Below are 25633 nucleotides of genomic sequence, written 5' to 3' on the forward strand. Positions count from 1 at the left end.
GACACACCTGAGGTTAATGATAAACTATAGGCTTATTATTATATGGTGATGATTTAATGAGTTTTACTTTACTCCCAGAATGGGCACCACAAGATGCAATCATGCTTACTTGGCCGCATTCTGATACCGATTGGAGCGACATTCTCAGTGACGTTGAACCTGTGTACGTTGCACTTTGCCAACATATTACCCAAGTTCAAGAAGTCGTTATCGTGGCGCATGATGAAGCGTTAAAACAGCATATTGAAAACTTACTTAGCGCAGCTGAGGTTAGCTTAACCAAGTGTCACTTTGTTGTTACGCCTTGCAATGACACGTGGGCCCGTGACCATGGTCCACTTACGACGCAAACAAGTACAGGAAATCTATGTATCAAAGATTTCACCTTTACGGGTTGGGGTAACAAGTTTGCTGCGGATTTAGACAATAAGATCAATCAGCAGCTGGCTAAACAGGTCCTCAACCCAAACTGTACCTTCGAACAGGTTGACGTGGTACTTGAAGGCGGCGGTATTGAGATCAACGAGTCCAATGTTTTATTGACTACTTCAGAGTGTCTGTTGAACCCAAATCGCAATCCACATCTAAGTAAAACCGAATTAGAACTATTGTTGCAAAAAGAGTTGGGTGCAGAGTCATTCTTGTGGGTAGATCATGGATACTTAGCCGGTGATGATACGGATAGTCATATCGACACTTTAGTGCGTTTTGCACCGGACAACACCTTGGTATATGTTAAGTGCGACGACAAATCAGACGAGCACTACGATGCCCTCAATAAAATGGAACAGCAGCTACGCACATTCCGCACCCCAAATGGCGATCCATACCGTTTGATTAGTTTACCTTGGCCTAGTGCTAAGTTTGATAACGAGGGTGAGAGATTACCTGCAACCTATGCAAATTATCTGATCTTGAATAAAACGGTGTTAGTACCTATCTATGGCGACGACAAAGATCAAGAAGCGCTAGATAAAGTCTCTCTTGCTCACCCAGAAAGAACGGTAATTGGCGTAAACTGCCTACCAATCATCCATCAATTCGGTAGCCTGCACTGTATTACGATGCAGTTACCAAAAGGTTTTTTAAGGTAAGTACCATGACTGAAAAAAACATCAAAGTTGGTATTGTTCAACATAGTAACTCTACAGATCTCGTAAACAACTTTGCGAAAACCTGTGACGGTATCCGAAAAGCAGCAAGTCAGGGTGCTAAGCTTATCGTGTTACAAGAATTGCACCGCAGCTTGTATTTTTGCCAGACTGAGGACACAGATCTCTTCGACTTAGCGGAAACCATTCCAGGCCCAAGCACAGACTCACTAGGCGCACTTGCAAAAGAGCTAAATGTTGTCATCGTTGCGTCGTTATTTGAAAAGCGTGCAACAGGGCTTTATCACAACACCGCAGTTGTACTTGAGTCTGACGGTACGATTGCCGGCAAATACCGTAAAATGCACATTCCTGATGATCCAGGTTTTTATGAAAAGTTTTACTTCACCCCCGGCGACATGGGCTTTACTCCAATTCAGACTTCTGTAGGTAAATTAGGCGTACTAGTGTGTTGGGATCAGTGGTTCCCAGAAGGTGCGCGTCTGATGGCAATGGCGGGCGCTGAGTTTTTAATTTACCCAACGGCAATTGGCTGGGATCCTCGCGATGATAAAGCAGAGCAAATCCGTCAACGAGATGCTTGGATAATTGCACAGCGTGCACATGCAGTCTCTAACGGAGTACCTGTGATTAGCGTTAACCGTGTTGGCCATGAATCAGACCCTTCAGGTCAAAGTGAAGGTATTCAATTCTGGGGCAATTCTTTTGTTACCGGTCCGCAAGGTGAAATGTTATTGCATGCATCTGAAGAAGCTGAGGAAATCTCGGTTGTTGATGTTGATCTTGCACGCAGTGAATCTGTTCGTCGCATCTGGCCGTATTTAAGAGACAGACGAATCGATCACTATCAGGATCTTTGCAAAATTTATCGCGATTAATAAATAGGAGTAATCAATGGCGAATGTGCAATGGAACAATTTACCTTGGGTAAAATCAAACAAGGATAAAATTTCGTGGGGTAATTTGGTTGGCAGTAGCTTGTCACTGTGTTTGAGTGAGCACATCCAACAACATGACAACTTAATTGTACTCGTCACCCCCGATACACCTTCTGCACTTCGCCTTGAGCATGAACTAGCGTATCTTTTAAAAGACACGCCGGTCATGATGTTTCCTGACTGGGAAACATTACCCTATGATCACTTTTCACCACATCAAGACATTATTTCTCAGCGTCTTGCGACGCTAAATACACTCAAACAGGAAAAGCAATCCGTACTCATCATTCCTGTTTCAACCCTCATGCTACGTACCGCACCACCTAGCTTTATCCACGGCATGAGTCTTCAGGTAAAAAAAGGTGACACAGTAGACGCACAAAGCTTGCGTGATACCTTAACTCAAGCGGGTTATCGTCATGTTCAGCAGGTAATGGAGCATGGTGAGTTTGCTGTTCGAGGCTCCATAATTGATTTATACCCCATGGGTAGCCCACTCCCCTTTAGACTAGATTTCTTTGATGATGAGTTAGACTCAATTCGTCATTTTGATATCGAAAGCCAACGCTCAAATGATGAGATTGATGCTATCGATTTATTACCGGCGCACGAATTCCCAACCAATGCAGAAGACATTGAACGCTTTAGAATTAATTACCGCGAAGCGTTCGGCGCAAGTAGTGAAAAAGACAGCATCTATATGCAAGTCAGCAAAGGGAACTGGCCAGCGGGTATAGAGTATTATTTACCGCTCTTTTTTGATTCGTTAGCGACGGTGTTTGACTATTTACCTGAAGATACCGTATTTATGCCTTTTGGCGACATTGAATCTGCGGCCCAAACCTTTTGGCAAGACGTATCTAAACGCTACGAAAGTCGCCGGGTTGACCCTCTTCGCCCGCTACTTGCACCAGCCAAGCTATATCAGCCAATAGAGACCTTATTTGAAGGCCTTAACGGCTTCTCTCGAATAAAGCTTAGTCAAGCGATACTGGGAACCAAAGCGGGCAATAACAATGTCGCAGCAGAATTAATAGACGATGTCCGCATTGAGCATAAACAAGCTAATCCGTATCAAAAAATCCTCGATTATATTGCTGCTGAAAAAAAACAAAAGTCTCGGGTGTTATTCAGTGTTGAATCAGAGGGCCGACGAGAGTCACTGCTTACCTTATTAAAACCGACAGGACTAAAGCTTAAGCCTTATAAGCGCATTGCAGAGTTTGTATCTAGCGACTCAGATGTTGGTGTGGTCGTCACTCCGCTTGCGACCAGTGTGAAACTACTGGACAAACAATCGCTGTCTATCATCACCGAACAAGAACTGTTAGGTGTTAAGATCTCCCAAAAGCGCCGCCGTAAACATAAATACGAGCAAGGGCAAGACGCGCTGATCCGAAACCTCGCTGAGTTAAAAGAAGGTCAACCTATTGTTCATTTAGATCATGGTGTAGGCCGCTATTTAGGGCTAGAAACCATAGATGCAGCGGGTATTGCTACCGAGTTTGTGACTATCATCTATGCCAATGACGCTAAACTTTATGTGCCTGTTTCTTCGCTTCATATGCTCAGTCGTTACTCTGGAGGTGAAGAAGCTTCTGCACCTCTTCATAAACTGGGTAACGACGCGTGGGAAAAAGCAAAACGCAAAGCGGCTGAAAAAGTCAGAGATGTTGCAGCTGAACTCCTAGACATATACGCAAAACGCCAAAGTAAGCCGGGATATGCATTTAAGCTAGATGCGAGTGCCTATCGAGACTTTTCTGATAGCTTCCCATTTGAAGAAACAGACGATCAACGCAATGCAATCACAGCCGTACTTGCAGACATGCAATCAAGCCTAGCGATGGACAGGCTAGTTTGTGGTGATGTTGGCTTTGGTAAAACCGAAGTGGCCATGCGCGCTGCATTTGTTGCCGTCAACGATAGCAAACAGGTGGCTGTCTTAGTGCCAACTACGCTCCTTGCCCAACAACACTTTGAGAACTTTAAAGACCGTTTTGCCGATCTGCCTGTTGAAGTTGGTGTGCTTTCGCGCTTTAACTCAGCGAAAGAACAAAAGGAGACGTTACAAAAACTTGAAGAAGGCAAAATTGATATTGTGATAGGCACCCATAAGCTTATTCAAGAAAACATCAAGTTCGCCGATTTAGGTTTGTTGATTGTTGACGAAGAACACCGCTTTGGTGTGAGACAAAAAGAAAAAATTAAGCAGCTTAGAGCGGATGTCGACATTCTTACCCTAACCGCTACCCCAATCCCGCGTACACTGAATATGGCAATGAGTGGTATGCGTGATCTCTCTATTATCGCAACACCTCCAGCCAAACGATTAGCAGTAAAGACCTTTGTGCGAGAGCGCAACGACGAGCTTATCCGCGAAGCAATTTTGCGTGAAATCAAGCGCGGTGGACAGGTTTACTTCCTCCACAATAATGTCGAGACGATAGACAAAATCACCGCTGATATCTCAGCGCTCGTGCCAGAAGCCAATGTCACCACCGCCCACGGGCAAATGCGTGAAAAAGAACTTGAGCACTTGATGGGTGAATTCTATCACCAAAAGTATAATGTGCTTGTGTGTACGACCATTATTGAAACCGGTATCGATATTCCCTCTGCTAATACCATCATAATGGATAGAGCCGATAAACTCGGATTGGCACAGTTACATCAGCTTCGCGGCCGTGTAGGACGAAGCCATCACCAAGCATACGCATATCTACTCACGAAGAATAGCCAAGCCTTAACTAAAGACGCGGTCAAGCGCTTACAGGCCATTGAGCAGCTCGAAGACTTAGGCGCAGGTTTTGCCCTTGCCACCCACGATTTAGAGATCCGTGGTGCAGGTGAGTTACTGGGAGACGACCAAAGCGGTCAAATTCAAACCGTTGGCTTTACACTGTATATGGAAATGCTGGAACAAGCAGTTGAAGCTTTAAAAAATGGTAAAGAGCCGACACTCGATAACCTACTTCAGCAGCAAAGCGAGGTTGACCTTAAGTTCCCAGCACTGCTACCGGATGATTACATTCATGATGTAAATATTCGTCTTAGTATGTATAAACGCATAGCAAGCACTAAATCATTGGCTGAACTCGATGAGCTGCAGATCGAATTAATCGATCGCTTTGGGCTGCTGCCAGATGCGGCGAAAAACCTCTTTGCGGTGCAGTCTGTTAAGCTAAAGGCAACCCAATTAGGCATTAACAAGGTCGAAGCAAACCCCAAAGGTGGCTTCTTTGAGTTCAGTAGTCATACAAAAGTTAACCCAACATTCATCATAGGATTGATACAAAGTAGCCCGTCAACCTATAGAATGGAAGGCGCGAATAAACTGAAGTTCCTGATCGAAGAAAAAAATGGCCAAGAGAGATTGAAACTGGTTAATGCGATGATTGATGACTTTGAGAAAAAGGCTGTAGCATGAAAACAATAAAAAGTCTGGCCATCCTAGCGGCTTTGGTAAGTAGCGCGTCTGCACACGCCACCCGTTGGTTTGAAGTAGAAATGATAGCATTTGAGCAAGAGCCTAGTTTCTCTTTGCGAGAAGACTTTAGTATTGAACCTGAGCCGCTCAATCAAAAAAACATCAAGTCACTATTATTCGACGGTTTTAATACCACCGGCTATAAACTATGCTTGGAAGGCAGTGAGCAGTTCGCTGAGCACGATTTTATTCGTGGATTAACATCGGGTGCACGCTCCAGTTCTTGCGATCCAGATGCAAACTATGTTGAAAAATTCGGCACTTTGCCTCTTTCACCGCAAGTTGAGCCACAAGAACATATGGACTCAATTTATTTATTGAATGAGTCACAGTTTAATTTTTCTAACAAAATTGCCGAGTTAAAACGTAAAGGACTCAAGCCACTGTTGCACACTGGTTGGCGATTCCCTGAACAAAGTAACAAGCGTGCTCCCAACATCGAAATTATTGCTGGCAAACAGTTTGCGCCACCATCCAGTTATAGCGTAACTGAAAATGACGATCAGTTTTCGTCACTATCGAAGCGCTTTAATATTCAAGAATCAAAAGAGCAAGTGCATTGGCAACTTGAAGGCTTGATTAAAATTCACGTGAGACACTACCTTTACGTGACCACGGATTTAGATTTAAAGTACGAAGACGGCAACGACATTCGTACTGCTCGTATGTCCCAATATACACGCGTGTATAGCGGCGACATACATTACTTAGATCACCCCAAACTTGGGGTCATCTTTCAAATAAGAAAATACAAACATTAGACGGGCAACCCTATGAAAAAATTACTAACTGCTGCTGCGCTACTCACCCTAGTCGGCTGTTCTAAAGTAAGTTTAGAAAACTACAATAAGCTAGAAGTAGGCATGGACAAAGCTGAAGTTGAGAATATTCTTGGCTCTGCTGATAAATGTGAAGAAAAAACGCTACACACCAATTGCATTTGGGGAAGCGAAGACAAGCACATTAAAGTAACGCTGCTTTCAGATAAAGTAACTCTTTATTCAAAGAAAGGTATTGAATAATCCTGAAACTTGTTATCGAGACTCAATAATAAATTGATTGAGTCTCATACCTTCCATCACTCAGTAGTTAAATAATGTTATAAAATTAGTGTCAAATAAGTTATCTCTCTTTGAACAAATATCCATTTCGTAAACCAATCAATACAATTAATTTTTAATCTCCCCAATACAACAACAATAAATTTAACAATTAATAACAAGATACTAAAAAAACGCGTAAATACTAGCTGCATAGTATGAAATGTAACAAATTAATTTTGAAAAAGTAAATTATCAATTGAGTGTGTAAATTTGTAATTAATCTAAATATAGTCGCTATTGCATACACAGATATGCTAAAAAAATAGGAATAATTATGAAAATCAATACACTCTCATCGTCGATCAAAGCGGCTTTAGCCGTAAGTGCGACAATCGCAGCGGTATCTCCAGCAGTATACGCAGAAGAACAAGACGCAAATCAAGCTGTAGTAGATAAAGTTGAGCGCATAGAAGTAACAGGTTCACGTATTTCTCGAGTTGATCTAGAGTCAACACAACCTATAGAAACGATTGACTCTGAATATATAAGTAAACGAGGTACAACTAACTTAGCATCAGTGTTAGAGGAAGTCCCTGGTATCGCGCTTGCAGCGACAGCAAACCTTTCAAATAACGAAGAAGCCGCTTCCCAAGGTGTTGGTCAAAGTACCGTTAATTTGTACGGACTGGGTTCTCAACGTACCCTATCTCTAGTTAATGGTTCACGTTTTGTTTCAAGTAACTCACCTGTAGGTGGTGGTAGTGCACCAGGTAGCCAGGTAGATATAAACAATATCCCGGTTTCTCTTATTGAGCGAGTAGAAGTAGTTAAGGTGGGTGGTGCACCAGTCTATGGCGCCGATGCAGTTGCAGGTGTTGTAAACTTTATCTTAAAAACTGACTACGAGGGTGCCGAGTTCTCAGCTGACGTAACGAATTATGATGAAGCAGGTAAGTACGATAAATCATTCCGCGGTTTATTTGGCGGAAACTTCAATGAAGATAAAGGCAACTTAGTTTTTAGTTTTGAATACCAAGATCAGAAAAGTATCTTAGCATCCGAATTACCATCATGGGTTGACCAATGGGGTGGTTATACGCCTTTGGGATCTGACGCGGTAGTTGATGCCGATGGCAACCCTGTTGCAGGCCAACGTCGTTTATACCCAAATGGTAGAGCTGGAATTCTATCAAACTCTGGCCTTATCACTCCAGGACCGACAGCGGTAGTTAATGCAGGTTTAGGTGCGTGGCCAGACGGTTCATTTTTACAATTTGACCCAAGTGGTAACGGGCAATTAATCCCTTTCAACACAGGAACACCTACAGGTAATGCTGTTTGGTCTTCTGGTGGTGACGGTCTGGACCTTGCTGAATCTAATACTGCTCGAGAAGGGTTTGAGCGTTACAACTTTACTATATCAGGTAATTATAAGCTTACAGATGATATCAACATGTCTGTACTAGGTTTCTTTAACTCATCTGATGCGGTAAATGAAGGCTATCAACCAAACAAATATAGTTCAGGTCTATTCAGTGGCCTTGGCGCTGCACTTAAATTCGACACAGACTATGTTTACTTACCAAGTGAAACAAGGAATCGCCTTGAAAACTACCTTGGTGGTCCTGGTGAGTTTTATATGCACAAAGCTTGGACTTCATTGGGTAAACGTAAAATTACCAATGAATCTGATGTAAGAAGTATAAAAATTGGCTTTGATGGTTATTTTGAACTGGGAGAAAACGAATGGAAATGGGATGTTTTCTATCAACAAGGTGTAAGCAAAATATTCTCTCAAGACTTTAACATCAACGAAAATCGCTTCTTAGCGGCAATCGATGTTGGTTATAACAATGGCGCTATTGACTGTAAAGCCAACTATGTCGACGGCTATCACGACAAGTATACAACTAGCGGTTTTGGTGTAACAGAAACCCAATCAGTACTGGGTGAAGTTGGCAAGTGTGTTGCATACAACCCATTTGGCCCAGCTTCTCAAGAAGTTCTTGATTATATCACCTACCCTGCAATGGGTTATTCACGTGTTGAACAAGATATCCTTCAAGCGTTCACCACAGGTGATATTATCGAATTACCTGCAGGTTATTTAGCAGCAGCATTTGGTTACGAAAGACGTACAGAAAAAGCAAGCTTTAGTGAAGATGGCACAAATGTGTTAAACAGTGGTCTGGCTAATGCTTCTACTTCAGGTTCGTATACTACACAAGATTTATTTGCGGAAATCAGTCTACCGCTAGTTTCAAGCGACATGGATATTCCACTTGTAAATACGCTGAGCGTTGACGCTTCGTTCCGTAGAATTGACAATGATGCAGCGGGTAAAGACAATGTTTGGGCTGTAGGTCTAAATTACCAGCCAATCAGTGACCTAATGGTTAGAGCTAACTATTCAGAAACCGTTAGAGCACCGTCTGTTACCGAACTATTTTTACCAGTAATTCTAGACTCTCAATTCGGCACAGATCCTTGTGATATCAATAATATAGATAAAGGTCCAAGCCCAGCAACAAGAAGAGCTAACTGTGAAGCTGCTGGTGTGCCAGCTGGTTATAAGGCAGTATCAGGAAATGCTTCAAGGGTTGGTACAACTGGCGGTAATGTAGATCTTGAAAGCGAAAAAGCAGAAGGTTTAAATATTGGACTTGTTTATGCTCCAGAGTGGTTTGAAGGCTTCAGCTTTAAAATTGATTATATAAAGATCGATATTGAAGACGCGATTGTTGACTTTACTCTGACCGACATCTTAAATGCATGTTACGACTCTACTAATTACCCGAATGAGTTCTGTGGTAAATTTAGACGAGGCGCAGACTTCCAGATCCCTGCTGATAAAGCGTTTGAATCTGGTTATGTAAATGCTGCACTTCAAGAGTTTGAGACATATGAATACGAGGTCATGTTCAAGCGTCCATTGCACCAATATCCACTTATTGGTGGATTATTACCTGAAAACTCTGGTGAGTTAGGTATTCGTTCGCGTCTATATAACCTTAAAAAGGACGCTGAGTCTAATACCGGCTTCGACTTCGAAGACAATACAGGTGAATACACTAATCCAGATTGGCGTGGTGATTTAAGATTTGACTACACTCTCGAAGACATTAACGTGTATTTTGATGTTGAGTACTACGGTGAAGGTAATCGCAACAACGACTCTACTAATTTCTATGATTATATCGATCAAAACGGTAATCCGTATAACAAGATCCAATCACAGACTTTATATACTTTAGGTGGTTCATATTACCTGAATGATAATGCTGTTGTGCGTTTCCGAGTGGATAATCTATTCGATTGGTACCCAAGTGTTCGTGAGCTATCAGTTGCTAGATACACTTATGGCCGCGTATTCAGCGCTGGTTTCACGTACAAGTTTTAAATTTCTTAGTACGTTATAAATCTAGATGCCATTTCATGAGTGAAATGGCATCTTTTTAAGGCTTCTTTTTGCTCCCGTGAACAGAGATCTTAACAATACAACCCTGCATCTATCTTCATACCAATTAGTCTTAATACTTGCTCAAATTAGGAGCAAATCTGACGCTAAATGTGTTAAAAATTTCTCATTTAGAACAACTAAATAGCAAAATTTTCGCCTCAAAATAGATCACTTAATTACGCGCATTGGTATAAGACTTCCAGCTACACACCCACTACACCCAAAGTACAATCCCACAAAAAAAATGAGAAATAATTCAGATTTACTAGTCAAATTGAACTACGAAAGATTTAGGGCTAAATATATAACTTGCAGGTTTTTGGAGTTATGCAACCTTGTTAAGAATTGCCTCGCACATCAGAGGTAATGTGCCACTCAATCCAAGTAATTCACTCTGTGAAACTTACCTAGTTTAAAAGCTTTAAAATTTATTGAATGGCTATTTTTATCGGCCAAATCATGTTCAGCGATTACATTGACACAATTTCAGCATGACTTTCACAGTAATTTCCAATTCAAAAATTTGAAAATTACCGTTTACTACTGTTAAATTTTTACAAATAAAAAAGGGCCGTAAAGGCCCTTTACAACAAGTAGAAACTAGCAAAAACAAGGATTAGCGCATTGCCATCATCATTTTAGCCGGTTCCTCTAGGAAGGTTTTCCATAAATTATTGAAACGTGCGATCGTGCCACCATCAATAATACGATGGTCGCCAGACCAACTTACTTGCATGATAGAGCGCGCAACCACATTACCTTGTGCATCGAAGCGTGGTAACTGCTGCACTTTGCCAAGTGCAACGATAGCAACTTCTGGTTTATTAATAATCGGTGTAGCAACCGTACCGCCAATCGCCCCTATGTTTGAGATTGAGATAGTACCGCCTTTCAGAGAATCAGGAGATACACGCCCTTCCCTAGCGGCTTCTGTCAGTTCAGTAACAGATTGGGCAACTTCAATAATCGATTTGCTTTGGCATGATTTAATATTTGGCACTAGAAGACCCAGCTTGCTGTCCACTGCCATACCAATATTATGGTCATCAAAATAAGTGATTTCCGTACAGTCATCATTTACTTTTGCATTCAAAATTGGGAATTCGTTGATAGCGAGTGACAACGCCTTGATAAAAAATGGCATCATCGTCAGCTTCACGCCTTGTTTGGCATATTGCTCTTTCAAAGCACCACGAAGTGCAATTAAATCGGTTAAGTCAATCTCGTCACAGTAAGTGAAATGTGGGATCGTCGAAACAGAGGCCACCATCTGTTTGGCCATCGCCGCTTTCATACCACGTAGAGGCTCAACTCTTTTACCACCTTCTGAGGTAGGAGCCGACTTTTGCGTTTGAGGCTGTACCATGGTGCTAGCTTCATTCGTGGTTGAAGCGTCAGTTACACCGTGCTCAAGGAAATGTTCGATGTCTTCTTTATAAACGCGCCCATTTTTACCAGAGCCAGGCACTTCAGAGAGGTCAACACCAACTTCGCGCGCCTTGCGGCGTACTGCCGGAGAGGCAATTGCTTTACCATTTTTCGGCAAACTGCGCGTAGCATCATCGTTTGCAGTAGCAGCTTGTGCATTACTTTCTTTAGGCTTGTGGACATCAGCGATTGGATCGTCTGATTTTCCGGCGTGAGATGACGCCAACTTCATTTGAAATAGCGGACTATGCACCTGTGCTATCTCACCTTTTTGATAATAGAGTTTTTCAACAATACCATCGTACTTGGCTGGAATTTGCACTAGCGCCTTGTCAGTCATTACATCACAAACGGCCTGATCTTCTTTAATTTCATCACCTTCAGCGACAAGCCATTCAACAATTTCGCACTCAACAATGCCTTCGCCAATATCAGGTAAGATAAAGTCTTCAAGTACAGTACTGGTTGAAGTAGTTGGCGAGGACTGAGGTGCCGATTGCTCCGGCTGAGCAGCTTGCTCGCCAGCAACATCCATTGCAAACAAAGGCTCATGCACCTTCGCAATTTCACCTTTTTCGTAATGCAGCTTAGTGATCACACCGTCATGTACCGCAGGGATCTGAACTAGTGCCTTATCAGTCATTACATCACAAATAGGTTGATCTTCTTTTACTTCGTCACCAACAGCCACCAACCACTCGACGATTTCGCACTCTACGATGCCTTCACCAATATCTGGTAAGATAAATTCTTTAGCCATAACTTATCCTTAAAATTCCATAGAACGTTTGATAGCGGCAAACACTTTAAGTGCATCTGGCACATATTCTTTTTCAAGTGCTAAAGGATATGGCGTGTCTAATCCACAAACTCGCTCAATTGGAGATTCTAAATGCAGGAAACACTCTTTTTGTATGGTTGCTGCAATCTCAGCGCCAAAACCATTCGTGATTGGCGCTTCATGGCTCACGACCAAACGACCCGTTTTAACCACTGACTTGGCTACCGTGTCCATATCCCAAGGAAGAATACTTCTTAAGTCGATTATTTCACAGCTAATACCTGCTTCTTCAGCTTTTTGTGCCGCTTGTTCGATGATTTCCATCTGCGCGCCCCAAGCCAATAGCGTTATGTCGGTACCTTCTTTAATCACTTCGGCTTTACCAAGCTCGATGCTGTAATCTTCTTCTGGCACTTCACCAACAGAAGCACGATATAAGCGCTTTGGTTCAAAGAAAATAACCGGGTTATCATCTTTAATGGCAGCACGCAGTAGACCTTTCGCTTGATACGGATTGCGGGGTACTACAATTTTAAGACCAGGTGTATGTGCAAAGTAAGCTTCTGGTGATTGTGAATGATATAGACCACCTGCAATACCGCCACCGTACGGCGTACGAATTGTTAAGTTACCCACATCAAACTCATTTCCCGAGCGATAACGGAACTTGGCCGACTCGTTCACGATTTGGTCAAATGCTGGGAAGATATAATCCGCAAATTGAATTTCAGCAAGCGCAGGGGCACCAAACGCAGCAAGACCATTGGCAAAACCCAAAATACCTTGTTCAGTCAGTGGTGTATTAAATACGCGGTGTTTACCATATTTTTCTTGAAGGCCTGAAGTTGCACGGAATACACCACCAAAGTAGCCTACATCTTCACCAAAAATACAAGCCTGCGGATGCTCCGCCATCGTGATATCTAGCGCCGAATTAATGGCGTGTAGCATGTTCATTTTAGCCATTATTTAATTCTCCCTGCTGTGACTGGGTATGCGTCTGGATAAGCTTTAATATGCGCTTTCAATTCATCATATTGCTTCTGCAGCGATGGAATTGGCGTGTCATAAACATCTGAGACCAGATCTTCTAATGCAGGCTTCTGTACTTTCTCTGCAACCTTCAATGCAGCCAAGATATCTTCACGGATTTTTTCTTTTTCCGCATCATCTTGGGCTTCATCCAGCCAACCTTGTTTTAAAAGCCATTGCTTAAATCGATTTACCGGGCAACTATTTTTAAATTCAGCTTCTTCGTCTTTAGTACGGTAACCAGACGGATCATCAGAAGTTGAATGTGCACCCAAACGGTATGCAATAGATTCAATCATCACAGGCTCACCGTTTTCAACTGCGATTTTACGCGCGGCTTGTGTCGCGGCGTAAACGGCAAGCGCATCGGCACCATCCACACGGATAGTTTTTATACCATAGCCTACACCGCGAGCGGCAATACCATCACCTTTGAACTGTTCATCCGCAGGGGTTGAAATCGCATAACCATTATTACGTGCATAAAAGATGACCGGTGAACCATGCACTGCGGCCATGTTTAGACCGGCGTGGAAATCACCTTCTGACGCAGCACCTTCGCCAAAATAGCAAATCGTGACATTATCGATTTCAGACGTTAGCTCGCCGGTTTCTTTATCAATATGTTTTAGCTTTTGGCCGTATGCATAGCCCGTTGCTTGAGGAATTTGCGTTCCTAGCGGTGACGAAATAGTCAAGTAATGTAGTTCTTTAGAACCATAGTGCACAGGCATTTGGCGGCCTTTGCCTAAGTCCTTCTCATTCGAGAATAGCTGATTCATGAACTGCTCAAGCGAAAAACCACGATAGTGAATTGCAGCTTGTTCACGGTACTGAGCCATGATCATGTCATCTTCTTTAAGCGCTGCGGCACTTGCCGTAACAGCAGCTTCTTCGCCAAGACATTGCATATAGAAGCTAATACGCCCTTGACGCTGAGCACCTTGCATACGCTCGTCAAGTAAACGAATAAACCGCATTGTAGAGTAAATTCTTAATGCCGTTTCTTTATCAATATCTGGTGCTGTTGCACCGTCTAGAACATCGCCTTGGTCACTTAAAATCTTTAATGTAGGGATATTGAGTGCATGACCATCTATAAATTCCAGCGCGTGGCTGATATTTAAGGATATATTATTGGGGTTAGTCATAACCTACCTTCTCTTGTTGTCATAACAAACTTACGGAGTTCAAACCCGACTTCCTCATACGAGATCTGGCTTCAGATAGCGCAAGACGAAAAGAGTCTTAACTCACCTCGCATTTATGATTGTGTTAATTGGTCTTGATCACATTTGTGGTTAGTATGAATAACTGGTCTAACAACTTATCAAAGACTGAATAATATTTGCGATTTAAGTAAGTAAATTAAATTAAAGCGTTTCAACTTTACGTTAACGTAAACGGTTATTCAACTAATCCTAGATGAATAACCGTGAAAATGCATCAATGTTTTTGGAAAGATTTTGATACGAAGACAAGTAGAATTTTACATCTATGATTTATATGAAGTTTTCATCAACCTCTAACGGTACAACGGTTAGTAATGCACGTTGCCCCAAAGCCACATTGGCATTTGGGAAGATAATAGCTTCGCCCTCAACCTCAGCGAAATACTGCTTATCTCCGTCCGTCGCTAGTAATTCACCTTTCGAAAAGCCTGTAAAATTCTCTGCAGAATCAGCGAATGGAAAAGAAAATTCGGCTTGAGTACGATTGATAGTACGATGAACGGTAAATAGCTCGAACTCATCTGCATTAAATTCTTTATATTCCACTTTTTCTTGGCTAATTAATGCTTTTAGCGTTTCCTTGGTTTTTGCAAAGCTCGCCATGTTATTCTCACCAAATGGCTTCACCTGCCCAAGTTCGATAGTGAAAGCATCGGCCCCAAACTGGTAAGAAGAAAAGTAACTAAATGTTGTCGCCGCCGAGCGCATCATTAATACGGTATTGACACCGCATGACAATAAAAACTGTAGCTGTGATTTCTTCCACGGCTTACCATGTAAAAACGGATAAACTGCAAACTTTTCGTTTTTAGACCCTCTAATAGCAGTATGAAGGTCATAGTGACAACGATAGCGCTCACCGCTCCCCTGTTCAAAGAAAGCCTTAACATAACCTTCTAGCTTTTGAGCTCTGACCTTTTCAGGGTTATCTGTTTCTTGATTATGTGCGCCGTTAAATAGGCGGTTTAGGTTTTCATCGACAAAACGCTGGCCAATGTTAATGGATTTCGGGTTACCAAAAATAAATAACACCCGCTGCGCCAATGCCAATCTGCCAGTAATAATATGTTGGATAAGCTCGTCACATATCTCAATTGGCGCGGTTTCATTGCCGTGCACAGCGCTCGATAGCACAATATCTTTCGTTGTTTCACCAACGGGCGTAAACTGGATCACACCAGTATCATGGACTTCCACCAAGGTACCGTTGTCTAAAGTGAAGTTCACGGGTTCAAGTGTAAATTCATTATTTCTTGTGATAGTAAGAAAGTCACCGCTTTGTTTTAATTCTGCTAAGTACGTCATAATTCCAAATTGATGTTGTTGAATAATCCGCATTGGGATACAAAAAAGCCATACGAGGAGTATGGCTTGTAGAAGCTTTTTGTTAACTAATCACTGAGTCAACCAATGTCTTTGCCTCATGTTCAAGTTCAGCTAAATGCGCTTCACCTTTAAATGATTCAAGATAAATTTTGTAAATATCTTCAGTGCCCGATGGACGCGCCGCAAACCAACCGTTTTCGGTAACGACTTTAAGACCACCAATAGCAGCACCATTACCTGGGGCATTGGTTAATATCTGAGTAATTTTATCACCTGCTAGGGTGTCAGCCTTGATATTGTCTGCACTTAATGCCTTGAGCTTTGCTTTTTGCTCAGTATTTGCGGGTGCATCGATACGTTTGTATACAGGCGCGCCAAATGCTTGTTCAAAAGCGTGGTAATGTTGAGATGGCGATTTACCTGTAACAGCTAGGATCTCAGCGGCAAGTAACCCCATGATAAAACCGTCTTTGTCTGTACACCATGTGCTGCCGTCTTTTCTTAAAAACGCAGCGCCAGCACTCTCTTCACCGCCAAATGCGAGCTCTCCTGCCGCTAACCCGTCTACAAACCATTTAAAGCCCACTGGCACTTCGTAAACGTCTCGGCCATTTGCACCACACACTTTGTCAATCATGGCACTAGATACCAGTGTTTTACCAATTTTTATCGAGCTATTCCAAGCTCTATGCTTGATCAGATAATCAATTGCCACTGCTAAAAAGTGGTTTGGGTTCATCAGGCCATCTGGCGTGACAATACCGTGTCTGTCGAAGTCCGGATCATTACCTATAGCGATATCATAGTCGTCTTTTAACGCTATCAAATTAGCCATTGCATAAGGTGATGAACAGTCCATGCGCACCTTGCCGTCTTTATCAAGTGGCATAAAGGCAAAACTTGGGTCGACAACGTCATTTACAACCGTTAGCTTCAAATCATAGTGTTTGGCAATCACAGGCCAGAAATTAACACCTGAACCACCAAGAGGATCCACACCAATATTAACACCGGCTCGAGCAATGGCTTCCATATCAATGATATTACCCAAGTCTTGAACGTATGGTGTGATCAGATCTTCATACTTGATAAATCCAGATCTTCTCGCTTTCGCAAACGGGAATAACTCAACTTCAACCAAATCTTCGAGTAGTAGCTGATTCGATCTATCTTCAATCCATTTGGTGACATCGGTATCGGCCGGTCCACCATTTGGTGGGTTATATTTGAATCCGCCATCTTCTGGCGGGTTATGTGATGGCGTCACCACAATACCATCTGCAAGCTCGTGTGGATTGGTTAAATTGTGCGAGACAATCGCGTGGCTGATCACAGGGGTTGGTGTGTAGTCATCATTTTCTTGTGTGATAACTTGTACTTCGTTGGCAACCAAGACCTCAATAGCCGAGTTAAAAGCGGCTTCCGACAACGCATGGGTGTCTTTACCAAGAAAAAGCGGACCGTAAATATTGTTGTTTTTACGGTAATCGCAGATCGCTTGAGTGATGGCCAGAATATGCGACTCATTAAACTTAAAATTAAGTGAGCAACCTCGGTGGCCACTTGTGCCAAAGGCGACACAATGCTCTGGATGCGCTTCTAAGTCAGGCTCATTTAAATAGTACGATGAAACCAGCTTAGGTACATTTACCAATAATTCTTTCGATACCTTTTTGCCAGCTTGCGGATGGATCGCCATAAGATTTCCTTACTTATAGGTAGTCTCTAATTTTCTCGGCAGCTTCATCTGTGTAACCTAACACCTTAGCTACTTCATGAAGCATCATTTTCTTTCTAGTCGTATTTGAATTTGTCATCACCCAATATTCACTGTCTGCAATATTTTTCGGGTTCATACTGCTACCACTTTCGAGTAGAGCATTTTTACTCGTAGCGAAGTAAATTCTATCGCGGCCCTTAATTTCAAGCACACTATTAAATTCGGATTTATGTGTACGATGGAGCGCGGATAGGATAAACAAAAAGCGCCCGACTACCCCTTTTTGCATGGCAAGCTCTTCTTTATTTAAAATATTAAAAACATTCGCTGCTGGCTTTACAGGTTGGCTTGGTGTTTTTGTTTGTGACTCAGCTGCCATTTCTTGTACTTGTTTTTCTTCCTGCTGTGCGACGGGTTTAGATTCTGTCCGAGGAGTAAGTTTTAATAAACGACGTAAAATCTCAGAAGCACTTTCTCCAATACTTTGTGTGTTACTTGCAATGTATTGATATAGCTCGTCATCTATTTCTATCTTTTTCATGCGTTTCCTGTCATCTATGCTAATTAGGAGCAACTCATTTCAATTGTCACTTAGTATATCCAAATTTAACTTATTACTCTATGGCTTTGCATTTTTACTCTTCAATGTCACAATTAGCGCCAAATTTGGAGGATTTATGCAGTTAAACTATCAACAAATTGGCGACCAAGCCAAACCTAGTGTATTTGTTATGCACGGACTATTTGGTTCTTTGGAAAATGTAAATGTGGTGGCAAAAGCACTTGCTGAACATTTCAATGTGATTAACGTCGATTTAAGAAATCACGGTCGCTCTTTTCATGATGAGCAAATGTCCTATCCAATAATGGCAAATGACGTCAAAGCACTAATGGATGAGTTAAAACTGGAAAAAATACACCTCGTTGGTCACTCGATGGGTGGTAAAGTGGCAATGCAGTTCGCCCAATTATTCCCAAAAAGCATCAACAAACTTGTCGTATTAGATATTGCACCTGTTGATTATCACTCAAGACATGATGCAATAATTGCTGCGCTAAACGAAGTGCAAAAAAGTGATGTATCAAGTCGTAGTGAAGCAGATACCATAATGTCGCAGTATATTGAAACCGTCGGTGTGCGTCAGTTTTTGCTCAAAAGTTTAGCAAAAAATGAAGAAGGCAAGCTTGCTTGGCGTTTCAATTTAGACGTAATTACTGAAAAATACGATACAATTACATCAAATATTAATGAAACTCATTCCTGTTTGTGCGATACTTTGTTCATTAAAGGGAATAATTCTGACTACATCCTGCCTGAGCATAGGGATGCCATCGCTCGTTCTTTCCCAAATGCGCGAGCAAAAATAATTCAAGGTGCGGGCCATTGGCTACATGCTGAAAAGCCTGAAGCGGTAAATCGCTCAATTATTGATTTTCTTCAATAAAACGAATCGAATTTACCGTTATAAACTTAATTTATGCATTTAGGTTATGATATAGTAGCCGCCGTTTAAGTATTGAGTAGAGCTCAGATGGTCAGTCAATTTATAAATGAATTTGAAACGCTAGGGCTGTGGTTTGCGCTAGCTGGTATATTCTTTTTCATCGGTATGGCGATTCAGGACGTACTGAAAAAAGGTGACGTGCCAAAGTTCGGACGCTATATCGTTTGGCTGGTGTTGTTTCTTGGTTGCTCTGGATTTATAGCAAAAGGCTTGATCCAAGTGTTTTGGCAAGGCGCAGGTGTTGGATAATGGCCAAGGCTGAAACAGATAGAACGACTATCGACCTATTTGAAAATGAAAAACGTCCCGGACGTCCTAAGACGAATCCACTGCCACGAGAAGTGCAGTTAAAGGTTAACAAGCGCAATCAAATCAAGAGAGATCGTGCTCGTGGCCTAAAAAGGGTAGAATTTAAGGTTTCATCAGAGTTGTATCAAGCGCTAAGTGATATGGCAGAGTCGCAAAACATTAGTCGAAGTGCACTCATAGAGACCATCTTACAAGAGAAGTTAGCGGTTAATAGATAGAAGGTAAGCAATTAATGGCAAGCGTAGGTATTTTTTTCGGCAGTGATACTGGTAATACAGAACACGTTGCTAAAATGATTCAAAAAGAGCTAGGTAAAAAGCTCGTTGACGTAAAAGACATTGCTAAAAGCAGTAAAGAAGAGATTGCTGAATTTGATTTACTATTGTTCGGTATTCCAACATGGTACTACGGTGAAGCGCAATGTGACTGGGATGATTTTTTCCCTGAACTTGAAGAAGTCGATTTCGAAGGCAAGCTAGTTGCTATCTTCGGTTGTGGCGATCAGGAAGATTATGCTGAATACTTCCTCGATGCGATGGGCATGATCAACGATATCGTCACTGAGCGCGGCGCTATTGTTGTTGGCCATTGGTCTACCGATGGTTATGACTTTGAAGCGTCAAAAGCTGTCGTCGAAGATGGTAAATTTGTTGGCCTTGGTATTGATGAAGACCGTCAGCCAGAGTTAACAGAACAACGTGTTAAACAATGGTGTGCACAAGTATATGATGAAATGTGCTTAAGCGAGCTGGAAGATTAATTCCATTTGCTTTGCACTTGCTGCCCGAGCAAGTTATTCTTAGGTATAGCGTCGTGAATATTGACCTAAGACAAATTATAACTAACAGATTGAGACAGATTTAATGACTGATCACAACTTAGAGCTTAAAAAGGCTGGTTTAAAAGTAACGCTTCCACGCATCAAAATTTTAGAGATCCTTCAGTCTCCTGATAATCAACACATCAGCGCAGAAGATGTGTACAAGATCTTATTAGACAAAGGTGAAGAAATTGGTCTAGCTACGGTATATCGCGTACTAAACCAATTTGATGATGCTGGTATTGTAACACGTCACCACTTTGAAGGCGGTAAATCTGTTTTCGAGCTGTCTGGCAGCACGCACCATGATCACTTGGTATGTTTAAAATGTGGCAAAGTTGTCGAGTTTGAAGATGACGTTATTGAAACACGCCAAGAAGAAATCGCGAACAGCAATGGCATCAAACTGACTAATCACTCACTATATCTATACGGTGAGTGTGAAGATAAAGAAGCGTGCAAAAAGTACGCTGAGGAAAATGGTAACTAACCTACCACTTCGCCAATTTAAGCATTAAGCCAGCAAATTGCTGGCTTTTTAGTTCGCTAAATTTAGCTGCCAAGACACACCAAACCTGTCATTTAACCAAGCAAAAGTTTGGCTAAACCCATAGCTGCCAAGTGGCATCAGCACTTTTCCACCTTCAGCTAGCGTACTGTAAGCTTTTTCGATTTCTTGCTGTGATTCACAGTCAACATAAATTGACATCGCAGGAGTAAATCCAAATTTATGGTGGAGATAACTGTCCATCGCCAAAAACTCAACATCCTTTAACGCAAATTTTAAAAGTTTCACAGCACCTTCAGGCTCATTGTCGTCGGCTCCATAAAGTTCGATATCCAAAATTTCGGACCTCGGAAATAGCTCGATGTAAGATTCTACAGCTGACTTCGCATTACCCGCATGTTGGCCTACAAATAGTAATGTTGTTTTAATTTGTTGCATAAACACCTTCTTCCATTTATTTGGTTACCTTACTGTAGAGTACAATTCCAGTTGATCTTTGTATGCTTTTTTAAAAGCAGCTCTAGAAACGCATTGCTCTAGATACTTTCGGCAATAACTATATTGTTTTAGCCCATCAAACCTATCGACCAAACGAAGTACATCAGCCATCGCGATGTCTGCAACAGAAAATTGCTCAGTCAACCAGTTTCTCTCCCTAAGATATTCATTCATGTGTTTCAAGCGGCTATGTAAAAATTGCTCTATCGCTTTGCTACCATGATTCTCAAAAGTATCTCCAGAAAATTTCAAAATTGTCCATGGAAGACTCGCCATTTCTACAGAGTTGAGCGCGGCGAATAGCCACTGTATTACCGATGAGCTATTTTCTGTCGATATTAATTCATCGCTATGCTCAGCGATGTATAACAGACCAGCACCACTTTCGAATATCTCCTTATCTTCATGGCTAAGCCAAGGAACTTGGCCAAATGGTTGATGTAAATAATGCGTATTTTCTCGTTCATTGAAAGCGGTAAGCTCTATATCATAGGGTATTCCCGCCTCTTCTAGCGCCCAGCGCAAGCGAATATCCCGGACATAACCTCTTGGCAGCTCAGGCACCCAATCAAACGTGGTAATGGTAAAGTTCGACATATATCATCTCCATGTCAATTGGACTGATAACTCAGCCCAATTTAATAACTAAGGTTAATACTCTACTATTGTCTTAAAGCCACCATAGATGAGCCTTTTGCCATCAAACGGCATTGGATTAGCTTCTTGATCGCAAATAGGATCTTTAAATACTTCTGCCATTCCAGCATCACGGACTTCTTTTGAAGGCCAAGTGATCCAGGAAAACACCACAGTTTCATCAGGCTTACATTTTACAGCCAGTGGAAAAGAGGTAAGCGTTCCATCAGGAACATCATCCCCCCATGCCTCGACAACGCGTTCTGCTCCAAACTTTTTAAACACTTTTGCCGCTTTACTGGCGTGCGCCCGATATTCTTCGCGCTTATTGGTGGGTACAGCGCATACAAAACCATCAATATAACTCATCTTTGACCCCTCTCTTATTCACGTCTTTGTGCTTCATAGCTGACATTATTCTCGTCTTGCAACTCGCGAACAGGCCGAATTTCGATGCTGCCATAGCGTGCAGGCGGAATTTTGCTAGCCGCTTGGATAGCCTCATTTAAGTCTTTAACATCAAGTAAATAGAAGCCCGCAAGCTGCTCTTTAGTCTCTGCAAAAGGACCATCGGTAATATCAACTTTACCCGCTCGTACCCGCAATGTTGTCGCACTTTGAGTTGAGAGCAACGCGTTACCCCCTATCATCTGCTCGCGGTCTTTTAATGATTCCCCGCACGCGATGCATTCACGGTTAAGTGCGTCCCATTCATCTTGTGAGAGCTTTTCCATTGCTTGTTCATCGTAATAAACCAAAGCGACATATTTCATAGTGTGTCCAGCTCCTTATTAATTGGTATCTGAATAGCGAGCATCTTTTGCTGCTCGCTTTGACTTAGCTACTCCGTACTCGTGGTCAATTAGCGGCGTTACTAGGTAGCATCACCATCCACGCCACACCGAATTTATCAACGACTTGACCGTAAAGGGGGGACCAAAATGTTTCTTGTAATGGCATTCTGACCGTGCCACCATCGGCTAGAGCATTGAATGCACGGTGAGCTTCTTGTTCAGAATCAATTGTTATAGACAGGCTAAATCCTGCAAACGAAGCATCATCACCACAGCCGTCAGATGCAAAAATCTTCATATCGCCAATACTAAACTCACAGTGCATTACTTTATCTGAAAAGTTTTCTGGTATCGCACCATCTGGGATAGGATCTGGACTTTCGTTAAAGCGCATAAGTAGACCGACTTTGGCATATAGATGCTGTTGATAGTATTCAAGTGCCTCTTCGGTACGCCCTGCAAAAAACAAATAATTGCAAACATGTGCAGTTTGCATCGCAATCTTTTGTCTTAATTGTTCTTCGTCTGCGAGGATTTCGCCGCAGGGATCAATATCTGCAAAGTCAGCCATTTCATAAAACGGTCGAACTTCAATATCTGATTCCTCATTCATGGGATTAGGGCAGCGCTTAACCCATTCTAGCGCCTCTTCCATCGATGTTACTTCCCAAACCCAATAACCCGCAATTAACTCATTAGTCTCTGCAAAAGGCCCTTTAGTTACAATCCGCTCTTCGCCTTTAAAACGAACGCGAACTCCCTCTTTACTCGGCTTTAAACCATCACCAGAAGTCATAATTCCAGCATCAACTAATGCATTATTGAATTCCCCCATCGCAGCCATTAATTCCGCGGTTGGTAACTCCCCTGCTTCAGACCCTTCACTTGCTTTTACAATCACCATTACTTTCATCGTCAATTCTCCTGTTGTCTTTCGTAAATAGAGCTGAATAACCAAAGATCACCTGCGGTTTTGATAAATAAAGTGCTCTATACACTCTAGTCGAATGCATTCTCTAGAGATCGACAAAGTAGGGAAAATTTTCTTAATTAATTTTCACCGAGCTTAAGAAGCTTTTGTTTGAGAACCCTTTGCTCTGGTAATTGCGTAGTTAAATTAAGAGCTGTTTTAAATGCATTAATCGCACTTGCGGTTCTGCCAGCACGAGATAATAGTTCGCCATAAGCCGCATGAGCCAAGTGATACCTTTGCATTTCTTTGTGCTCTAGTAGCCGCTCTATAATGTTAATACCCGCATCAGGCCCCTCTTTCATAGCGATTGCGACCGCTTGGTTGAGCTCAATAACAGGAGATGGGCTCACTTGGTGTAGCTGAGTATATAACTCGACAATCTGTGACCAATCTGTCGCCGCTGCAGTTATCGCAACTGCATGGGTCGCAGAGATAGCCGCCTGAATGGTGTAAAAGCCATATTCACCGGCGCGCATTATTTCAGCGACCAACTGCGTACCTTCGGCGATCATACCTTTACTCCAAAGGCTTCGGTCTTGATCTTCCAGTAAAATAATGTCACCGCAGGCATTGGTGCGCGCCGCCCTTCTTGCATCATTCAAGAGCATCAAGGCGAGTAACCCCGCCACTTCTGGATCTGGCGTCAGAGAATAAAGTAAACGAGTTAAGCGGATAGCCTCCGAAGTCAGTTCACTGCGTATTGCAAGTTCGCCTTGTGTTGCTGAATACCCTTCATTAAAGACCAGATAGATAACCGTGAGCACCGCATCAAGTCGGTTGTTAAAGTCAGTGTCGTCTGGCAGCTCGAACGGAATACGGGCATCACGGATCTTCGCTTTGCCGCGCACAATTCGTTGTGCCATTGTTGTGTTAGACACCAAAAATGCACTGGCAATTTCTTCTGTTGTCAGTCCACAGACCTCCCGCAGCGTAAGCGCAACTTGTACTTTTGGATCAATAGCCGGATGGCAGCAAGTAAAAATTAGCCGCAATTGGTCGTCTTCAATTGCATTGGCATTTTGCTCTTGAGCTTGGCCTGCGATGTCAGAAACCCCATCCAAGTCAGTAGCAGCAACTTCTAGCTTTTCTCTTTGACGTTGCTGTTTACGTATTGCATCAATGGCTTTAAAGCGACCAGTAGAAATTAACCAAGGGACTGGGTTTTCTGGTATACCTTGAGTAGGCCAATGTTTTAACGCCACATTAAACGCGTCTTGCAATGCTTCTTCCGCTAACTCAAAGTCACCTAGAAGGCGGATCAGTGTGGCGTAAATTTTCCGGCTTTCTTGCTTGTACAGCACTTCTATAGACTTACGAATAGCATTGCTATCGTAAGCGAGTTGATTGCTCATCACTTTCCTTCGTCAGCTAGGTTATCGCCATTTGAATTGGTATAGTCACTATTTCATAAATCGACAAGCGCCTCAACTTGACACCATCAACTCTGAAAGACTCAGCAGATTGGTTTTAGCCTGGGCAGATCCACCTTCTTTTTCCTATACTCTGCTCGCGACGCAATTAAAGCAACCGGGGTTTGCATTGTGAATATGCACATATTCGATTTTATGGTCATCAAATAAGGTATGGAGGCAGTCTTTAATTTCCATTCCTTTTACGATTTGCGCCTCTATCATTACACCCAAGCTGTCGTAGGCTCTGATGGACAGTGATCTGGTTTGCAAGATTTCTGGCACTTCATTTACTTTAGGCTCTGCCAGTACTGCATTTTCCCTCACAAAGATAGGCCCAGAAGAGCGATATGGCGATAAAGTAGTATGGTGCTGATAATGTAACAACAACACCACCTCCCCAATCTCGGCTTCTTGTAGGGAAACGCGACAAGGATAGCCGGGTTTAGCGTCAACGACGAGTTTCTTGGCATGTAATACCGCTAGTTCTTCATCGCTTAAAGAAAATAAATGCTTAAATTGTTTGTAGTCAATCGCGTTAATTTGAAATTGTGTTGTCATGTTTACCACTCCTGCTTCACTATAATGAGTGTAAAGAACTAGCAGTTAATGACTGGCC

At 42.3% G+C, this 25633-nt stretch carries 24 protein-coding genes; 11 read left to right on the forward strand and 13 right to left on the reverse strand.

Going from position 1 to position 25633, the window contains the following annotated elements:
* The first annotated feature begins 56 nt into the window (after positions 1–56).
* From A587_RS0109820 to A587_RS0109845, 6 genes are all read left to right on the forward strand, one after another.
* The gene (locus A587_RS0109820) at positions 57–1094 is read left to right on the forward strand and encodes an agmatine deiminase family protein (RefSeq protein WP_017217435.1); all 1038 of its coding nucleotides are present in this window, start codon (positions 57–59) and stop codon (positions 1092–1094) included.
* 5 nt (positions 1095–1099) lie between these two features.
* A complete protein-coding gene (locus tag A587_RS0109825; RefSeq protein WP_017217436.1) occupies positions 1100–1990 on the forward strand; it encodes a carbon-nitrogen hydrolase in 891 nt (296 codons plus the stop codon).
* A gap of 16 nt (positions 1991–2006) precedes the next feature.
* Positions 2007–5480 (forward strand): transcription-repair coupling factor, encoded by a 3474-nt coding sequence (mfd, locus tag A587_RS0109830; RefSeq protein ID WP_017217437.1) that lies wholly within the window; start codon positions 2007–2009, stop codon positions 5478–5480.
* A complete protein-coding gene (locus A587_RS0109835; protein WP_017217438.1) occupies positions 5477–6301 on the forward strand; it encodes a CsiV family protein in 825 nt (274 codons plus the stop codon). The genes mfd and A587_RS0109835 overlap by 4 nt, the downstream gene beginning before the upstream one ends.
* A gap of 12 nt (positions 6302–6313) precedes the next feature.
* The gene (locus tag A587_RS0109840; protein WP_017217439.1) at positions 6314–6562 is read left to right on the forward strand and encodes a hypothetical protein; all 249 of its coding nucleotides are present in this window, start codon (positions 6314–6316) and stop codon (positions 6560–6562) included.
* A gap of 355 nt (positions 6563–6917) precedes the next feature.
* A complete protein-coding gene (locus A587_RS0109845; protein WP_017217440.1) occupies positions 6918–9983 on the forward strand; it encodes a TonB-dependent receptor domain-containing protein in 3066 nt (1021 codons plus the stop codon).
* A gap of 676 nt (positions 9984–10659) precedes the next feature.
* On the opposite strand, the gene A587_RS0109850 is transcribed toward A587_RS0109845, so the two are convergent.
* From A587_RS0109850 to seqA, 6 genes are all read right to left on the reverse strand, one after another.
* Positions 10660–12231: a dihydrolipoyllysine-residue acetyltransferase gene (locus A587_RS0109850; RefSeq protein ID WP_017217441.1), complete on the reverse strand. Its 1572-nt coding sequence runs from the start codon at positions 12229–12231 to the stop codon at positions 10660–10662.
* Between the two features lie 9 nt (positions 12232–12240).
* Positions 12241–13218, reverse strand: a complete 978-nt coding sequence (locus tag A587_RS0109855; protein WP_010604720.1) for an alpha-ketoacid dehydrogenase subunit beta — start codon at positions 13216–13218, stop codon at positions 12241–12243.
* Positions 13218–14435: a thiamine pyrophosphate-dependent dehydrogenase E1 component subunit alpha gene (locus tag A587_RS0109860; RefSeq protein WP_010372716.1), complete on the reverse strand. Its 1218-nt coding sequence runs from the start codon at positions 14433–14435 to the stop codon at positions 13218–13220. Before A587_RS0109860 ends, A587_RS0109855 begins: the two co-directional genes overlap by 1 nt.
* A gap of 351 nt (positions 14436–14786) precedes the next feature.
* Positions 14787–15821, reverse strand: a complete 1035-nt coding sequence (gene astE / locus A587_RS0109865; protein ID WP_017217442.1) for a succinylglutamate desuccinylase — start codon at positions 15819–15821, stop codon at positions 14787–14789.
* A gap of 82 nt (positions 15822–15903) precedes the next feature.
* On the reverse strand, positions 15904–17541 hold the full coding sequence (gene pgm / locus A587_RS0109870) for a phosphoglucomutase (alpha-D-glucose-1,6-bisphosphate-dependent) (RefSeq protein ID WP_017217443.1): 1638 nt from the start codon (positions 17539–17541) through the stop codon (positions 15904–15906).
* A 13-nt stretch (positions 17542–17554) separates the two neighbouring features.
* Positions 17555–18103 (reverse strand): replication initiation negative regulator SeqA, encoded by a 549-nt coding sequence (gene seqA, locus A587_RS0109875; protein ID WP_017217444.1) that lies wholly within the window; start codon positions 18101–18103, stop codon positions 17555–17557.
* Between the two features lie 136 nt (positions 18104–18239).
* On the opposite strand from seqA, the gene A587_RS0109880 reads away from it, so the two are divergent.
* The 5 genes from A587_RS0109880 (at position 18240) to fur (ending at position 20686) form a co-directional block, all read left to right on the forward strand.
* Entirely contained in the window at positions 18240–19007 is a 768-nt protein-coding gene (locus A587_RS0109880) for an alpha/beta fold hydrolase (RefSeq protein WP_017217445.1), read from the forward strand.
* A gap of 87 nt (positions 19008–19094) precedes the next feature.
* The gene (locus A587_RS0109885) at positions 19095–19316 is read left to right on the forward strand and encodes a DUF2788 domain-containing protein (RefSeq protein ID WP_010372701.1); all 222 of its coding nucleotides are present in this window, start codon (positions 19095–19097) and stop codon (positions 19314–19316) included.
* The gene (ybfE, locus tag A587_RS0109890; RefSeq protein ID WP_010372698.1) at positions 19316–19594 is read left to right on the forward strand and encodes a LexA regulated protein; all 279 of its coding nucleotides are present in this window, start codon (positions 19316–19318) and stop codon (positions 19592–19594) included. Before A587_RS0109885 ends, ybfE begins: the two co-directional genes overlap by 1 nt.
* Before the next feature lie 14 nt (positions 19595–19608).
* Entirely contained in the window at positions 19609–20136 is a 528-nt protein-coding gene (gene fldA / locus A587_RS0109895) for a flavodoxin FldA (protein WP_010372695.1), read from the forward strand.
* 103 nt (positions 20137–20239) lie between these two features.
* Positions 20240–20686, forward strand: coding sequence for a ferric iron uptake transcriptional regulator (gene fur / locus A587_RS0109900; protein ID WP_010372691.1), 447 nt, complete (start codon positions 20240–20242; stop codon positions 20684–20686).
* 48 nt (positions 20687–20734) lie between these two features.
* On the opposite strand, the gene A587_RS0109905 is transcribed toward fur, so the two are convergent.
* The 7 genes from A587_RS0109905 to A587_RS0109935 form a co-directional block, all read right to left on the reverse strand.
* On the reverse strand, positions 20735–21142 hold the full coding sequence (locus A587_RS0109905) for a VOC family protein (RefSeq protein WP_017217446.1): 408 nt from the start codon (positions 21140–21142) through the stop codon (positions 20735–20737).
* Between the two features lie 24 nt (positions 21143–21166).
* Positions 21167–21799 (reverse strand): glutathione S-transferase family protein, encoded by a 633-nt coding sequence (locus A587_RS0109910; protein ID WP_017217447.1) that lies wholly within the window; start codon positions 21797–21799, stop codon positions 21167–21169.
* A gap of 54 nt (positions 21800–21853) precedes the next feature.
* Complete coding sequence (locus A587_RS0109915; protein WP_017217448.1) at positions 21854–22207, reverse strand: DUF1428 domain-containing protein; 354 nt, start codon at positions 22205–22207, stop codon at positions 21854–21856.
* Positions 22208–22221: 14 nt separating this feature from the next.
* On the reverse strand, positions 22222–22611 hold the full coding sequence (locus tag A587_RS0109920; protein WP_017217449.1) for a YciI family protein: 390 nt from the start codon (positions 22609–22611) through the stop codon (positions 22222–22224).
* An 85-nt stretch (positions 22612–22696) separates the two neighbouring features.
* Complete coding sequence (locus A587_RS0109925) at positions 22697–23545, reverse strand: YciI family protein (protein WP_010372679.1); 849 nt, start codon at positions 23543–23545, stop codon at positions 22697–22699.
* A 137-nt stretch (positions 23546–23682) separates the two neighbouring features.
* Complete coding sequence (locus tag A587_RS0109930; RefSeq protein ID WP_017217450.1) at positions 23683–24957, reverse strand: RNA polymerase sigma factor; 1275 nt, start codon at positions 24955–24957, stop codon at positions 23683–23685.
* 144 nt (positions 24958–25101) lie between these two features.
* Positions 25102–25575 carry a DUF1203 domain-containing protein gene (locus A587_RS0109935; protein WP_017217451.1) on the reverse strand — a complete coding sequence of 158 codons (474 nt, stop codon included), beginning with the start codon at positions 25573–25575 and terminating at the stop codon, positions 25102–25104.
* Positions 25576–25633 lie beyond the last annotated feature (58 nt).

This window comes from Pseudoalteromonas sp. NJ631 (assembly GCF_000276645.1).
Classification (GTDB): domain Bacteria; phylum Pseudomonadota; class Gammaproteobacteria; order Enterobacterales; family Alteromonadaceae; genus Pseudoalteromonas; species Pseudoalteromonas piscicida.